Origin of the sequence: Neobacillus drentensis (genome assembly GCF_036965425.1) — a bacterium.
GTDB lineage: Bacteria > Bacillota > Bacilli > Bacillales > Cytobacillaceae > Neobacillus > Neobacillus drentensis_F.
On sequence record NZ_JBALPP010000012.1, the window covers coordinates 40,502 to 54,842 of the forward strand.

Consider the following 14,341-nt stretch of genomic DNA (forward strand, 5'->3'; position numbering starts at 1 on the left):
ACAGGTTTTTACGTGCTTATCGAAAAAAGAGAGGGGGCCACAAAAGATTGAATAGTATTCAAAGATATCTTCAATTTGTAAAGCCATACAAATGGCAAATCTTCGGAACAATCATCATTGGAGTCATAAAATTCTCGATTCCACTTATTATCCCTATTTTAATAAAATATGTAGTGGATGATATCATTGGAAATCACTCCTTATCAGCTGATGAAAAAATACATAAATTAATGCTGATTTTGGGTGTGATGATTGTTGTTTTTGTGATTCTTAGGCCGCCGATTGAGTATTACCGGCAGTATTTTGCCCAGTGGACATCAAGTAAAATCTTATATGATCTTCGTGATACGATGTATAAACATATTCAAAAGCTTAGCTTTAAGTATTATGCAAATACCCGGGCAGGAGAAATCATTTCTCGTGTTATAAATGATGTTGAGCAAACGAAAACGTTTGTTGTGACAGGGTTGATGAACCTGTGGCTGGATATCGCAACAATTGTAATTGCCATTATTCTTATGTTTTCAATGAATGTTAAATTAACTTTAATTTCGATTTTGCTGTTTCCACTCTATGCTATTTCCATTAGATACTTTTTTGGGAATTTACGGAGGTTAACAAGGGTTCGTTCGCAAGCTCTTGCGGAGGTTCAAAGCTACCTTCATGAACGGGTGCAAGGGATGCCTGTCATCAAGAGTTTTGCGATTGAAGAGTATGAACAAACCCAGTTTGATAAGCAAAATAAAAACTTTTTAGAAAAAGCCTTGCAGCACACGAGCTGGAACGCAAAGTCCTTTTCTGCTGTAAACACAATTACAGATATCGCACCATTAATTGTGATAGGATATTCAGCATATTTAGTTATTCAACATCAGCTATCACTTGGTACGATGGTGGCGTTTTTTGCTTATATTGATAAGCTTTATAATCCCTTAAGAAGACTGGTTAACTCTTCAACCACTGTTACACAATCCTTTGCTTCAATGGACCGTGTTTTTGAATTATTGGATGAAAAATATGATATTGTTGACGAGCCGGATTCGAAAGAGTGTACCAATGTACACGGTGATATTTCTTTTGAGGATGTATCCTTTTCCTATAATGAAAATGAGGAACCAGTTCTTAAAGATATTACCATTGATGTAAAAAAGGGAGAAACCATTGCACTTGTTGGAATGAGCGGCGGCGGAAAATCAACGCTTGTTAGTTTAATTCCGCGTTTTTACGACGTAACCAAAGGAAAGATTACTCTCGATAGTGTAGATATTCGTCAGTTTAAGGTTCAAACTTTACGGGATAAAATTGGGGTTGTGTTTCAAGATAATATTCTATTTAGTGAATCAGTGAAGGATAATATTTTATTGGGAAAACCATGGGCAACGGAGGAAGAAGTTTACCAGGCAGCAAAAGCCGCTAATGCACATGAATTTATCATGAATCTTGTTGAAGGATATAATACAAAGGTAGGGGAAAGGGGTGTAAAGCTTTCGGGGGGTCAAAAGCAGCGGATTGCCATTGCACGGGTATTTTTGAAAAACCCGCCTATCCTCATTTTAGATGAAGCGACGTCGGCTCTTGACTTAGAAAGTGAACATTCGATTCAAGAATCCCTCGAAGAGCTTGCAAAGGACCGTACAACCTTTATTGTGGCACACCGGTTATCGACCATCACTCATGCGAATCGCATTGTTCTGATTGAACATGGCCAAATTGTTGAAGTCGGAACACATGAAGAACTAATGGCGAAGCAAGGGAACTATTTTAAATTATTTCAAGTTCAACTTCTTGAACATAAAGAAACCGAAGTGGAGTAAATTCCACTTCGGTTTTTATTCGTTATGAGGTTCCTCAATGGAAACTTCATTTTCATGATAGGAATGAAAACTTGTAATCAAAGTATCAAGATGTTCGACCTGTTCACTATAGTCAATGATTGATGCAACGATTTGCATAATGTGATACATATGTGGAGGATCTTCCTCGGCATATTCCTTTTGATGCGATAAAAATAAGTCAAATAATTCTTTTTTGTTTAAACAAACATTTCCTTCTGAATAGGTTGGGTGGGTTGGGATTTTACCAATAAACCTTAGCATTAGCTGCTCATGCTGATAAATCAAACAATCCAATTGTTCCTGAATCGATTGCTGAAAATTTTCAGGCAGGTGTAACAGATCATTTTCAAAACGATGAAGCTTTTTTAACGTATCAAGCGCTTTTTTGGCAGCAGAAGTCATTTGTCGATAAATAACAAGCTTCCGAGACTTTTCTAAAGTAATCCTTTTAAAATAGCTTCGTTCTTCTTTATACATTAAATAAAATTGACTGATTTTAATATAACTGTCCTTTAACTTTTCAATATCTGTTTTGAGAAGTTGATGATCGAAATCATGACGTGTACTTAATCGAATCCACCGAATAATCTCTTCGGTCGTGTCGGCTATTTTTAAATAGAGCTTATTTTCATATTTTGGCGGCATAAATACGAGATTAACTATGAACGCTGAAAATACCCCAATCATAATCGTGGAGAAACGAATTCCTGCAAACTGAATAAAGCTTCCGCTTTGTATTTCCATTATTGAAATTAATGTTACCAGTGAAAGACCAATGTTTTTCTCGAGTTTCAGCTTTAGATTTAGTAGAATGACGATGATCGCTGCCAGGCCGACAACAATATAATGATTACCTAGCACAAGAACAAAAATTACTGCCATTATAGCTCCAATAATATTACCTTGAATCTGTTCAATGATTGTTAAATAGGAACGGTATATCGTTGGCTGAATAGCAAATATCGCAGCAATGGCGGCAAAGACTGGGGAAGGTGAATGTAATAGTTGGGCTAAGTATAGTGATAAAACAATAGCTATTCCCGTTTTGAAAATGCGGGCACCTAACTTCATTATAAATAGTTTCCTTTCAAAATAAGTAGTTATCTTTTTTTTACTCATAAATAACAATACTGTACTATACATGGAATCATGCATTTAATCAAGAGAAATTATATGAATTTTTTTACTTATTGTTCCAAAAATATGTGACAAAAAAACACCCGCTTGGCTAAAAGCGGGCGTTTTTTGGTAACTAATAAATCACTCGGTTGATACGGATGGATCAGCTTGTTCCTTAACTGGAAGAATCTGAACGAAATGATCTTCCAGGTTTGTTAATAAAGAACGAAGATCGTTTGCTTCTTCCGGCTGACCGTTTTGCTCGAGAAGGTCAGTATACTTTGTTAATAAATCAGTGATATCTTGTATTCCATTATCATTTAAATCAGCGACAGATACCTTTGCACCTTTTGCAATTCTTTTCTTGAGGGCATCTTTCGTTAGACCCATTTCAGGCTGAAGTCGTGAATAGACAACGCCACCGGTCATACCCGCACAAATCCAAGGTCCTGGATCTCCTAATACAAGACCGCGGCCATTTGTCATATATTCAAAGGCAAAACCTTTAATATTAGCATTAGACCCAATGTTGCCGGCTTCTTTTTCTGGAAGCGGCTTTTTCACTTGTCCGCCAATGATTAAATCTGCACCTGATAATCGGATTCCCGCACGGGCATCAGCATTTCCTTGGGCAACTAGGAGACCTTTTTGAGCCCCATATCCAAAGCCCTTTCCAACAGAACCATTATAGAAATAACCATTTTTACCTTTAGACTTAAGGACATGGATATTTCCGCCAAATGACGTTTTACCAACCCCGTCCTGACCGCCGCCGTTAACAGTGATTTCAATGCCTTCACTGTTATAAGCACCAAGTCCGTTTCCAGGAATCGATCCTTCCTTATACTTTAGTTGTACAGGAGGAAGCTGTTTGTAAGAACCGTCAAGTCTGCCGCGAACACGGTGACAGGAAACACGGCTTCCAAGTACACGCTGTTCAGAAGTAACACTTGCGAATTCTCTAGATGAATGAAGCTGTTCTACACTTCCATCGAGATATTCTGCACCCACAGCTACTTGCATTTGCGCTTCCGAAATGGATTTGGATGCTTCCACTTTCGCAAATTGGCTGATTTCTAAAGGTTTAAGCAAATGAGAGAGGTTAAGCTGACCTTCTCCTTTAAACTGCTCTAATAATTCGGAATGACCGACTGCATCTTGGAGATTTTTGATTCCAGCTGAAGCAGCGAGTTCCTTTAATTCTGAAGCGAAAGCAGTGAACAGGTTCATGATGCCTTGAACCGCTAAATCTAATTGTCGCGGTACAAATCGGCGCAGACCGTGATCCTTTGCTTGTGCTTCCGTTTCAATTTGGGTGGCAATACCAACATGACATGTATCTAAGTGACAGCCGCGGCAAGTTGTACAGCCAATTGCAAGCATCGATAATGTTCCAAAACCAACTCGGTTTGCACCAAGAAGCATAATTTTGATAACGTCCTTGGCACTCTTCATTCCGCCGTCAGCCCAAAGTTCCACTTTGTGACGTAGTCCGCTCTCAAGGAGGGCATTATGTGCCGCTTTCACGCCAATTTCAACAGGTAATCCAACGTGCTGCAACGCATGAATTCTCGCAGCTCCTGTGCCTCCATCAAATCCACTTAACGTGATAATATCCGCCCCCGCTTTGGCGATACCGACTGCAATGGTTCCGATATTTGGTACGACAGGTACCTTAACAGCAATTTTTGCTTGATCGTTAGCCGTCTTTAATTCTTGAATCATTTGTGCTAAATCTTCAATCGAATAGATGTCATGGTTGTTTGATGGTGAAATCAAGTCAGAACCTAGTGTGGCATTACGGGCAGCAGCCACTTTAGCAGTTACCTTTGAGCCAGGTAAATGTCCGCCTTCTCCAGGCTTCGCTCCTTGACCAATTTTAATTTCTAACAGATTTGATGAGTTTAACAGTTCTGCGTTAACACCAAAACGTCCGGATGCAATCTGTTGACCGCGCGTCTTCGGATATTTGCCGAGCATATCCTTGATTTCTCCGCCTTCTCCATTCAGACTGACCATATTTAAGCGGTCTGCACCCTCAGCATAAGCTCGGAAGGCAATCTCATTTTGTGATCCAAAGGACATAGAAGAAATGATAAATGGTAAATCATGTTCTCCGACACGAATATCAACTTCACTTGGTGAAACTGCTTTATTACCTTGCTTTACCTGAACTAAATGACGAATTGTTGTTGGGTTTTCCGTTTCTTGTTCAGTGATTTTATCGCGATAAGCACCATAGTCACCAGTAGACGCTACCTCGCCAATTGCTTTCCAGATACGCGGGAAGAGGTGGAACGTTTTTCCAACACGTTCTTTATCGTTATTGTAATCTTCTGCTCTTTTTAAAGCATCCAGCTTCATGGCATCAAAGCCAGAATTGATTTCTTCTGATCCAAAAAAGTTAACAATATTTAATACTTTTGCAACGGATTCATGTAAGCCAATACTTGAATATAATCGGCCATAGCCTCTTAACTCATGAATACCGATGGTAGAGATTACTTTTTCTAAACCTTTCGTTAATGCGCTATATAAGTTGGTTAACGGTGTAGTGGATTCATCCAAAACCGTTAAGAACATGTAATAAGGGCTGATTAAATCTGCTCCTAATCCAAAAACAGTAATAATATCATGCAGAGAACGAATCGCTCCTGAACGCAGCAATAAAGAACAATCTCTTCTTAACTCTGCTTCAACTAATGCTTGATCAATCGCCGAAGTAACTAAATGCGGGTCAATCCAGTACGAATCTTCTTGATGGGCTTTAGCATCATCAAGAACAAGTAAGGTTTTTCCTGCTTGAACAGCTTGCACGGCTTCAGCAGAAAGTCTTTCTAGAGCTTCATCGATTTCCTCGTCTTTATAGAATGTGGTTGAGATAAACGCAACTAGTTTCTGTTCTTGGAAATGTTGTACAAGTTGATCAAAGCTAGGCTGTCCGATGGACTCTGAACAAGTGTAACCTGCTTTTCCCTCTAATAAAAGGGGTGTAGTCAATTCAACAACCGTTTCTGTTTCTTCTTTTACGAATAGTGTAGGGCGTTTGCCAATAATGACACGTGTTGAGAAATGTTCTGTTTCACGATCACGGTCAATTGCAGGGTTGGTTACAACCGCAACGCTTTCTTTTATATAATCTGCAATATTAATGCGTTCTGGATTAAGTGCGGCAAGTGGTGCATCATGGCCAAGGGAGCGAATAGGCTCAATTCCTTTTTCAGCCATTTGTTCGATCAACTGGATGTGATCCCTCTCCCAGCCAAAAGACTTGTATTGACCGTTATGAATTTTATCAGGATAATTCATCGTTACGGTTTTATTCAATGCAGGCGGCTGTAAACGTAATCTAGACTCACTTAAATTTATACGGTTTGAAAAACGGCTGTATACTTCATTTTGATAACGAGCTTGCTCGTAAACTTCCAATTGTTCTCCATCCCATTTGAAACCTACCTTTTCACCAGGCGCTAATGGCTTAGGATCATTTACATATTCACTAGATGGAATAATACCAGGTTCAGAGGAGAAGAGATAGGATGTCTCAATTTCAAGCATCCAAAGTGGACGTAAGCCAAGTGCATCGACACTGAATACTGCTTCATCCGCATAGCGTGAGATAATTCCTGCAGGGCCTTGAGCAAAGTGACCCCATGCTTCTCTTAAATAGGTATATAAATCTTGCAGCTCACTTGAATATGCCTTAATTTCGTTCACGATTGGCGGGAACAAGAGGTCCATTGCTTCAAATAGGGAATATCCTTCCCGGCAAATCAATGTTTCCATTGTTCGGCTTAAATCCTGAGAGTCGCTTCCGTCTTTAACAAGTGGAACATCAATCATTTTTGCTTCGTCGCGAAGCTTGGCGATTGTATTAATTTCACCGTTATGGCCAAGTACACTAAAAGGCTGAACACGGAAAAAGCTTGAAAGAGTATTCGTTGAATAACGATTATGGCCTAGTGTCATCGTTGAAGCAACGAGAGGATTAGCTAGGTCATGATAGTATCGTGGAAGAATATCTCCAGCGCCCATTACTTTATAGACAACATGATTTTGACTTAATGAAGCAACATGGACGTGCTCATTTTTTTCAATATCAACTAGTGCTTCAAATAGAAGCTTGGTAAGTTCTTGGCCTTTTTTGGCTGAAAGACAGGCGAATTGCCAAAAAACAGGATTTTCTTGAATCGCAATCGGTCCAAGCGCAGATGAATCTGTAACCTCATCCGTCTCGAAAATTAATTCTAATTCATATTTTTCCAGTTTTTGTTGTAGTTCTTGTTTAGTAGATTCCCAGTTAACTTTCTGGCTGATAAAGACGTGGCCTACCGAAAATTCCTCTTTTTCAGCTAGTAATGGGTCAAGGCCTGCTTGGCGCAATTTTTCTTTCCAGAGTTTAACAGGAATATCAGTATGAATACCAACACCATCGCCTTCACCATTGATGAAGCCGGCACGATGGTTCATTGTTACAAGTGCATCGATACAGTCGAAAATATTTTTTCTCGTAGGACGCTTACTTTTTTCAAGGCAAGCAACGATTCCGCAGGCATCGTGTTCGTGTTTATGAAAATCTTTAAATAGGGAAGGGGTCCATCTTTGTGTCATTTTATTGGGCTTCTTCGGAAAAACCTTAGGAAGCCGCTTCACCTCCTATGAAACTTTTTATTTTGTGAAAATAATTTTGTTCTGTTAGTAATGATGCGATTCTTTATTGAGGCAATGAGTTAAAGGGAAAAATAAAAATAATAATTTAATAGTATCATATGAATTTTCAGAAATCAAATAAATATACAAAGATTTGGATAAAAAAATGAAGGTATTTAAGTGATGGATAAATGAGGAAAGTTGTCTATGTAACCGTTTTCATGAATGATTCAAAAATAAAAGGGAGTGATTTCCACTCCCGGCAGTGCATAAAAAATGTATATTTATTCGTCCTTTAGTGAAAAAAATGCATTTCGTACTGCGTGTAAGGTTGCCTCAACATCCTCTTCAGTGTGTGCTATGGTTAAGAACCATGCTTCGTATTTTGATGGGGCAAGGTTGATTCCTTGGTGAAGCATAAGTTTGAAGAATTTGGCGAACATTTCTCCATCCGTATTCTCAGCTTGCTCATAGTTTTCAATTGTTTCATTTGTAAAATAAACAGTAAATGCACCTTTTAAACGATTTATCGTTATTTGAATATCATTTTCTTTCGCTGCTTCTAAAATTCCCTCTTCCAGCATTGCCCCTAAACGATCAAGATAATCATATACGCCTTCCTGCTTTAAAACTTCAAGGCAGGCGATTCCAGAAAGAATCGACGCAGGATTTCCTGCCATCGTTCCTGCTTGGTAGGCAGGACCAAGAGGAGCTACTTTTTCCATGATTTCCTTCCGTCCGCCATAAGCACCGATTGGCAATCCGCCTCCGATTATTTTTCCGAGCGCAGTAAGGTCTGGCTGAATGCCTAAAAGGTCCTGGGCGCCGCCATACATAAACCGGAAAGCCGTTATAACTTCATCGTAAATGACAAGTGCACCAGCAGCATGTGTCAGGTCATTTACTTGCTGCAGGAAGCCTGGTTTTGGCTCAACAATACCGAAGTTACCGACGATGGGTTCCACTAAAACCGCTGCAATTTGGTCGCCCCACTTATCTAATGCTTCTTTAAAAGGTTCAATATCATTAAATGGTACTGTGATCACTTCTTGAGCAATACTTTTTGGAACACCGGCGGAATCCGGGGTTCCGAGAGTGGATGGGCCTGATCCTGCAGCAACAAGGACAAGGTCAGAGTGGCCGTGATAACACCCAGCAAATTTGATGATTTTATCCCGCCCGGTATATGCTCGAGCCACGCGGATTGTTGTCATGACTGCTTCTGTTCCTGAATTAACAAAGCGGACTTTATCTAATGAAGGGATGGCATTTTTTAACATTTTTGCGAATTTTACCTCATGGGGTGTTGGGGTTCCGTAAAGGACTCCACTTTCTGCCGCACTTTTAATGGCTTCGGTGATATGCGGGTGGGCATGCCCGGTAATAATTGGTCCATATGCTGCTAGGTAATCGATAAATTGATTGCCATCCACGTCCCAGAAGTATGCACCTTGGGCACGCTCCATCGCCACTGGAGCACCGCCGCCCACTGCTTTATAGGAGCGCGATGGGCTGTTTACTCCGCCTACGATATGTTCTAAAGCTTCATTATGTAATCGTTCTGAATTGGTAAATTGCACAATTTTACCTCCTTATATTTTTCTTATCTATTTTAGCACTTTTTTTCATTAGTTTTATCTGTTTTAAAAATTAGAAAATTCATAGGAAGGCTCGATAGTTGTTTATACCACCCTATTTGGCTAAACTAAATAGGGCAAGTTTCAGGAGGTTGAAGAATGAATAACGCAATAGAAGTAGAAAACTTACGAAAAGAATTTAAAGCATATTCAAGTCGGACGGGATTGAAGGGTGCGTTTAGAGATTTATTAACTAGAAACTATAAAGTTGTCCCAGCTGTAAATGATATCAGTTTTACAGTCAAACAAGGGGAGATGGTAGGCTATATCGGTGAAAATGGTGCGGGAAAATCAACGACGATAAAAATGCTGACAGGCATCTTAACTCCATCATCCGGCAAAATTTCTGTAAATGGTATGAATCCTCATAAAGAGCGGGAAAGATTCGTCCAAACCATTGGTGTCGTTTTCGGTCAAAGATCACAATTATGGTGGGATATCGCTGTACAAGAGTCCTTCCGATTGTTGAAAAAGGTATATAAAGTAACGGATGAACAATATGACGATCATATGAATCACGTAATTAAAACGCTGGATATTGAACCTCTGCTCGATAAACCGGTTCGGAAACTGTCACTTGGTCAAAGGATGAGGTGTGAGCTGGCTGCTGCCTTAATTCACAACCCACCATTACTATTTTTGGACGAGCCGACCATTGGCCTGGACGTTTTGGTTAAATTGAAAATTCGTGAGTTCTTAAAAGAAATCAATGAAAAATATAACACCACGATTCTGTTAACGACGCATGATTTATCTGATATTGAAGCTTTGTGTGAGCGCGTGATAATGCTTGATGAAGGAAAGGTCATCTATGACGGGGCTTTAAGAAACTTACAGGAAAAATGGGGCGAAGGGAAAGAACTGCAGTTTCAATTTTTGGAAAAAGTAGATATCGCTGCAGTTAAAAATTTAACAAAAGCAATACCTGTTAAGTGGGAATTGGATGAAAAGGAGCAAATTTTTACAGCGTCCTTAGAGGATAATGATGAACTTATTTCACAAGTGATTGCCAAAGTGGTTGCAGCCTTTAAAATTAAGGATATTAAAATTAATGCAACCTCAACAGAAGAAATCATTCGCAATATATATGAAAAAGGTGCTGTTTAATGAAAGGTGGCAAGTAGCATGGATAAATATTTAGAGATGATTAGAATCCGCTTTTTAATGATGCTGGCTTACCGGACAAACTATTATACAGGAATTCTCATTTACGGTATTAATATTGGAGCCTATTACTTTTTATGGTCAGCCATTTATGGTGGGAAAGAGCAAATCCAGGGGTTATCTGTCGTACAAATGACCACCTATGTGGCAGTTTCTTGGATGGCACGGGCCTTTTACTTCAATAACCTTGACAGGGAAATGGCTATGGAAATCATGGAAGGAAAAGTGGCGATTGAGCTGATCAGACCTTACAATTATCTAGGAATGAAAACAATGCAAGGATTGGGTGAAGGGATATTTAGATTATTTTTCTTCTCAGCACCAGGCCTTATTATTGTTTATTTTGTGTTCCCGATTGAGTTTACATGGGACCTAAGCGTTTGGGGGTTATTTGCTGTTTCCATCCTTTTAAGCTTTTTTATTAATACAGAGCTAAATTTATTAACAGGGATCACGACTTTCTTCCTTTACAATAATACAGGCCTTATACGAGCTAAACGTGTGGTCATTGATTTGTTCTCAGGTCTTCTTCTTCCGATTAATTTTTTTCCTGGCTGGGCACAGGAGTTTATGAAATTTCTCCCATTTCAAGGAATCAGTTATTTGCCAAGTATGATATTTACTAAAGGCTTCTCCCAGCAGCAGGCTATAGAAGCAATTGGGCAGCAATGCATTTGGGTGATAGTTTTAATCATCCCGATTCAATTATTGTGGCATATGGCAAAGAAACAGCTGATCATTCAAGGGGGTTAATCGATGTTTTATCTCAGCATGTTTTTTCAATATATATCCCAATATTTAAAGACGAGACTTCAATATCGAGCTGATATATTTGTAGAATTTTTCTCTGATTTGTTATCGCAGGCCATTAATCTGGTTTTTATCCTGGTTGTATTTGGTCATACCAATTTGCTGAACGGCTGGAACCGGGACGAAATTATTTTTATCTATGGTTTTTTCTTAGTCCCTTTTGCGGTTTTTTCTGCTTTTTTTAATATATGGGATTTTAATGAACGGTATATCGTGAAAGGGGAACTGGATCGTATTTTAACCAGGCCCATTCACAGTCTTTTTCAAATTATCCTCGAGCGTATTGAATTGGAATCGTTACTAGGTGCCATAACGGGATTGGCGGTCATGTTTTATGCAGGGAGCAGGCTGGGCTTAAGTGTGGAGTGGTATGATCCTATCTTATTTGTCGTTTTCGTTGCTGGAGGTGCTCTTGTGTATGGAGGGGTCTTTATTATGATTGCCTGCATCAGCTTTTGGGCCGATGCCAGAACCTCCCTAATGCCGATGATGTACAATATTAGTAACTATGGGAGATATCCTGTTAATATTTATAACAAATTAATTCGTTTTGTCTTAACATGGGTGCTGCCTTTTGCGTTTGTCGGGGTGTACCCTGCTGCTTTTTTTCTAGAAAAAACAGAGTGGTATTGGTATTCGTTTATCACACCAGTGATCGGTATTACCTTTTTTATCGTTTCAGTGCTTCTCTGGAATCAAGGAGTAAAAAAATATAGAGGGGCAGGAAATTAATGCTTCCGCAATTTTGATATTTTATCGAACAAGCCTGCATAGAAATAGAATAACTCACGTTGATTTAGGGGTGAATGAGTTGTTTTATTTCTTGCTGCCAGTCGTTATTTTTTGTATTTTTATGAGTTTAAGAACTTTATTTATCCCGAATACTGTTAAGGGAAAGCTTGTGTCAGTTGATAATTTTCTTTATTTAGGTTCGGTTTATTTAACTGTTATCATCGGCTTTGGCCTGATTTACCTGTTGTTTGAATTAATTGGAATATCCATTTTAATAGAAGTGAATCCGCAAAATAGGAATAATATTTTTGAAACGAGCTTCTATTTTAGTGCCATGACTCTTTTTTCGGTAGGAAATGGGGATGTCATTCCCCATGGTATTGGCAGAATCATTACAGTAACGGAAGCGTTAATTGGCTATACCTTGCCCGCAGCTTTTGTTGCTAAAGTTATGTTTGAACGGGATAAATAATATGGCGATTTGGATAGTTGTTATGGTTTGAAAGAAAGGTTAAGCTATGTATAGGAATATTTTACATTTGGAGTGAATAAAATGACTGTTGAAATAGGAAAGCTGGCACCAGATTTTACCTTAAATGCCAACAATGGTGAGACCATTACATTATCTCAATTAAAAGGGAAAAACGTAGTGCTTTATTTTTATCCAAAAGATATGACACCTGGATGTACAACGGAAGCGTGTGATTTCAGGGATCAATATCAGGAGTTTAATGATGTCAATGCCGTTATTTTAGGGATCAGTCCAGATCCCGTTGATCGCCACCAAAAATTTGTGGAGAAGTATGGATTGCCATTCCTGCTGCTTGCTGATACTGACCATAAGGTAGCGGAAGCTTATGATGTTTGGAAGTTAAAGAAAAACTTTGGAAAAGAATACATGGGCATTGAAAGATCCACCTTTATAATTGATAAAGATGGGAAAGTCGTAAAAGAGTGGAGAAAAGTTCAAGTTAAGGGCCATGTTGAAGAAGCATTATCCTACATACGTGAGAATCAATAAGTGGATTTTTTCTAGCCTATTTTTGATATAAAAGGCTTTTGTCCAATGCAAGATACTTGTATCTGAATATCATTTTATTAGGGCATACCTCCTCAGATAAATTTTGGGTCCAAAGCGGCCCTTTTTTTATGCAGAAATCTGGGAAATGAATGGTTTTAAGTTTTCTAAACGTCTAAAACGGTGATATGATGAAGGAAAAGTTTTAATACATATTAATATCCTTAACTAGGGGGATTAGCAAATGAAAATTTATACAAAGACTGGAGATAAGGGAACTACCTCTCTTATTTATGGGCAAAGGGTTGCTAAGAATGATTTAAGGGTAGAAGCATACGGAACCTGTGATGAAACGAATTCCATGATTGGGCTGGCATTAAGTCATCTTAAACAGGAAAATTTTCAAGGGAAAGAAATAATTGAAAAAGTATATCATAAAATACAAACGAATCTCTTTCATGTGGGCGCAGAGCTGGCAACTCCAAAGGGGAAAGAAGTGAAGTGGTCATTAGTTTCCGCAGATATAGAAGAGATGGAGAAACAAATAGATGAGTGGAATACAGTCATACCTGAATTAACAAATTTTATATTACCCGGTGGACATCCTGCGGGTGCTGCCTTTCATGTTGCGAGAACTATTGCAAGGAGAGCAGAAAGGTGTGCAGTTACAATAGGGGATGATGTCAATCCGCTAGTCTTGGCATACTTAAACCGGCTTTCGGACCTTTTGTTTGTGACTGCTCGGTTTGTTAACCACCAGCTTGGGGCTAATGAACTAACTTTGCATAGTAAAGAATAACTTTCATTTTAGTTAATGGTATTACAATGTTGACAAAAGTACTACTTGCTTAGTAAACTATTTATAACAATTATAATTTAAGAATCTTTTTTAGAAAAGAGGTGCATGGCGATGAACCAGTTAAAAGAAGCGTTGGATACCTTAAAGGAAACGGGGGTACGCATCACTCCGCAACGTCATGCGATACTTGAATATTTAATAAACTCGATGTCACATCCTACTGCAGACGATATTTATAAAGCCCTGGAGGGAAAATTCCCTAACATGAGTGTGGCGACAGTTTACAATAATTTACGAGTATTTCGTGAAGTTGGTCTTGTAAAAGAATTAACATACGGTGATGCATCAAGCCGTTTTGATTTTGTTACCTCCCACCATTATCATGTAATTTGTGAATCATGCGGAAAAATTGTTGACTTCCATTATCCTGGATTGGATGAGGTGGAGCATCTAGCTTCACATGTTACCGGGTTTAAAGTGGCAAATCACCGCATGGAAATTTACGGATCCTGTCCTGAGTGTGTGAGTAAAGAAGTACATTAAAATTGCCTATTTCGTAAATAAAAAGAGTTGACTT

The 14,341-nt window shown here is 38.8% G+C and carries 11 protein-coding genes; 8 read left to right on the top strand and 3 right to left on the bottom strand.

Features of this window, described 5'->3' with window-relative positions; genetic code table 11:
- Positions 1 to 47: 47 nt before the first annotated feature.
- Positions 48 to 1,814: an ABC transporter ATP-binding protein gene (locus V7161_RS03115; RefSeq protein ID WP_335442229.1), complete on the top strand. Its 1,767-nt coding sequence runs from the start codon at positions 48 to 50 to the stop codon at positions 1,812 to 1,814.
- 15 nt (positions 1,815 to 1,829) lie between these two features.
- On the opposite strand, the gene V7161_RS03120 is transcribed toward V7161_RS03115, so the two are convergent.
- From V7161_RS03120 to V7161_RS03130, 3 genes are all read right to left on the bottom strand, one after another.
- On the bottom strand, positions 1,830 to 2,906 hold the full coding sequence (locus V7161_RS03120; protein ID WP_335442230.1) for an FUSC family protein: 1,077 nt from the start codon (positions 2,904 to 2,906) through the stop codon (positions 1,830 to 1,832).
- A 189-nt stretch (positions 2,907 to 3,095) separates the two neighbouring features.
- Positions 3,096 to 7,565: a glutamate synthase-related protein gene (locus V7161_RS03125; protein WP_335442231.1), complete on the bottom strand. Its 4,470-nt coding sequence runs from the start codon at positions 7,563 to 7,565 to the stop codon at positions 3,096 to 3,098.
- 323 nt (positions 7,566 to 7,888) lie between these two features.
- A complete protein-coding gene (locus V7161_RS03130) occupies positions 7,889 to 9,184 on the bottom strand; it encodes a glutamate-1-semialdehyde 2,1-aminomutase (protein WP_335442232.1) in 1,296 nt (431 codons plus the stop codon).
- A gap of 156 nt (positions 9,185 to 9,340) precedes the next feature.
- Here V7161_RS03130 and V7161_RS03135 point away from each other — a divergent pair, with 156 nt between their 5' ends.
- From V7161_RS03135 to perR, 7 genes are all read left to right on the top strand, one after another.
- Entirely contained in the window at positions 9,341 to 10,348 is a 1,008-nt protein-coding gene (locus tag V7161_RS03135; RefSeq protein ID WP_335442233.1) for an ABC transporter ATP-binding protein, read from the top strand.
- An 18-nt stretch (positions 10,349 to 10,366) separates the two neighbouring features.
- Positions 10,367 to 11,158 carry an ABC transporter permease gene (locus V7161_RS03140; RefSeq protein WP_335442234.1) on the top strand — a complete coding sequence of 264 codons (792 nt, stop codon included), beginning with the start codon at positions 10,367 to 10,369 and terminating at the stop codon, positions 11,156 to 11,158.
- Positions 11,159 to 11,161: 3 nt separating this feature from the next.
- Entirely contained in the window at positions 11,162 to 11,947 is a 786-nt protein-coding gene (locus V7161_RS03145) for an ABC transporter permease (protein ID WP_335442235.1), read from the top strand.
- Positions 11,948 to 12,017: 70 nt separating this feature from the next.
- On the top strand, positions 12,018 to 12,419 hold the full coding sequence (locus V7161_RS03150; RefSeq protein ID WP_335442236.1) for an ion channel: 402 nt from the start codon (positions 12,018 to 12,020) through the stop codon (positions 12,417 to 12,419).
- A gap of 81 nt (positions 12,420 to 12,500) precedes the next feature.
- On the top strand, positions 12,501 to 12,968 hold the full coding sequence (gene bcp, locus V7161_RS03155; protein ID WP_335442237.1) for a thioredoxin-dependent thiol peroxidase: 468 nt from the start codon (positions 12,501 to 12,503) through the stop codon (positions 12,966 to 12,968).
- 241 nt (positions 12,969 to 13,209) lie between these two features.
- On the top strand, positions 13,210 to 13,764 hold the full coding sequence (locus tag V7161_RS03160; RefSeq protein WP_335442238.1) for a cob(I)yrinic acid a,c-diamide adenosyltransferase: 555 nt from the start codon (positions 13,210 to 13,212) through the stop codon (positions 13,762 to 13,764).
- A 105-nt stretch (positions 13,765 to 13,869) separates the two neighbouring features.
- Positions 13,870 to 14,307, top strand: a complete 438-nt coding sequence (gene perR, locus V7161_RS03165) for a peroxide-responsive transcriptional repressor PerR (protein WP_223589805.1) — start codon at positions 13,870 to 13,872, stop codon at positions 14,305 to 14,307.
- Positions 14,308 to 14,341 lie beyond the last annotated feature (34 nt).

Coding starts and splice junctions, on each gene's coding strand:
- V7161_RS03120 (WP_335442230.1), bottom strand. CDS start 2,906: ATGAAGTTAGGTGCCCGCATTTTCAAAACGGGAATAGCTATTGTTTTA.
- V7161_RS03125 (WP_335442231.1), bottom strand. CDS start 7,565: ATGACACAAAGATGGACCCCTTCCCTATTTAAAGATTTTCATAAACAC.
- V7161_RS03135 (WP_335442233.1), top strand. CDS start 9,341: ATGAATAACGCAATAGAAGTAGAAAACTTACGAAAAGAATTTAAAGCA.
- V7161_RS03140 (WP_335442234.1), top strand. CDS start 10,367: ATGGATAAATATTTAGAGATGATTAGAATCCGCTTTTTAATGATGCTG.
- V7161_RS03145 (WP_335442235.1), top strand. CDS start 11,162: ATGTTTTATCTCAGCATGTTTTTTCAATATATATCCCAATATTTAAAG.
- bcp (WP_335442237.1), top strand. CDS start 12,501: ATGACTGTTGAAATAGGAAAGCTGGCACCAGATTTTACCTTAAATGCC.
- V7161_RS03160 (WP_335442238.1), top strand. CDS start 13,210: ATGAAAATTTATACAAAGACTGGAGATAAGGGAACTACCTCTCTTATT.
- perR (WP_223589805.1), top strand. CDS start 13,870: ATGGCGATGAACCAGTTAAAAGAAGCGTTGGATACCTTAAAGGAAACG.